Consider the following 1,469-nt stretch of genomic DNA (forward strand, 5'->3'; position numbering starts at 1 on the left):
GCGTCCGGCGCGGTCCCCCCACCGGGGAACGGGTCCGGCAGCGGTGGCGGCGCGGGGAAGCGCAGCGGCCGGCGGCGCGTGCTGCGCTGGGTCTCCTCCGTCCTGTCGTTCCTCATACTCGCGACGGCGGCGGGCGGCTACCTCTACTACCGCCACCTCAACGGCAGCATCAAGACGGACGTCCTGAACCTCGGCGAGAACAAGCTGGGCGGCTCCAAGCCCAACGCGTTCGGCCAGACCCCGCTGAACATCCTCCTCATCGGCTCCGACGCCCGTGACGACGCGGCCAACCAGGCGCTCGGCGGGGCCAAGGACACCTTCGGCGGGCCGCCGCTGGCGGACGTGCAGATGCTGCTGCACCTGTCGGCGGACCGCAGCAACATGTCGGTCGTGTCGATGCCGCGCGACACCATGCTGACGATGCCGAAGTGCACCGAGCCCGGTGGCAAGGTGCACCCGGCCAGCAAGGGCCTCGTGCAGACCAACGAGTCCCTCGGCCGGGGCGGGCCGGGCTGCACGGTCGCCGCCTGGCAGGAGCTCACGCGCATCCCGATCGACCACTTCATGATGATCGACTTCAAGGGCGTGGTGACGATGGCGGACGCCATCGGCGGCGTCCCGGTCTGCGTCCAGCAGAACGTGGAGTCGCGCACCAAGGACGGCAAGGGCTCCGGCCTGAAGCTGCCCGCCGGGACGAGCACCATCCAGGGCGAGCAGGCCCTCCAGTGGCTGCGCACCCGCTACGGCTTCGAGGACGGCACCGACCTCGGCCGCACCCACGCGCAGCACATGTACATGAACTCGATGGCCCGCGAGTTCCGCAAGAACGCCAAGCTCAGCAACCCCGTCAAGCTCAACAGCCTGGCGCAGGCGGCGATCAAGGCCATGGTCGTCGACCCCGGTCTGAACAAGCTCGACAAGCTGTACGACCTCAGCATGGAGCTCAAGAAGGTCCCCACCGGGCGGATCACCATGACCACCATGCCGTGGGTGTACAGCACCCGCGAGGAGGGCCGGGTCGAGCCCAAGCCGGGCGAGGCCGAGGACGTGTTCCGGATGGTCCGCGAGGACATCGCCCTCGACGGCAAGGGGTCCGCCAACCCGGCCGCCACCCCGTCGGGGCCGGCCGCCTCCGGCTCCCCCGCGGCCCCGTCCCAGCCGGCCGCCAGCCCGGCCGCGCCCCCGGCGAAGATCGCGGTCTCCGTGCGCAACGCGACCGGCGGCAAGGACGGTGCCCAGACCCGGGTCAAGGGCCGCGCCGAGGAAGTGGCCGCCGTCCTGACCGGCAAGGGGTTCACCAAGGCCACGGCCACCGCGCAGACCGCGGCCGAGGACACCACCGTGGTCCGCTTCTCCCAGCCCGAGCAGGCGGCCGACGCGGCGGCGCGGGCGCCCCCCCCCCGCCCGCCCCCGCGGCCCGGGGGGGCTATGAGGCGGGGCGGGGGGGGTTTAACACAACCCACCCCCCA

General features: G+C 72.4%; 1 protein-coding gene. It reads left to right on the forward strand.

Features of this window, described 5'->3' with window-relative positions; genetic code table 11:
- On the forward strand, window positions 1-1,469 hold a 1,469-nt coding region (locus ACFXA3_RS42455; RefSeq protein ID WP_385196873.1), incomplete at both ends, for an LCP family protein.

The organism is Streptomyces sp. NPDC059456 (assembly GCF_042750055.1).
GTDB lineage: Bacteria > Actinomycetota > Actinomycetes > Streptomycetales > Streptomycetaceae > Streptomyces.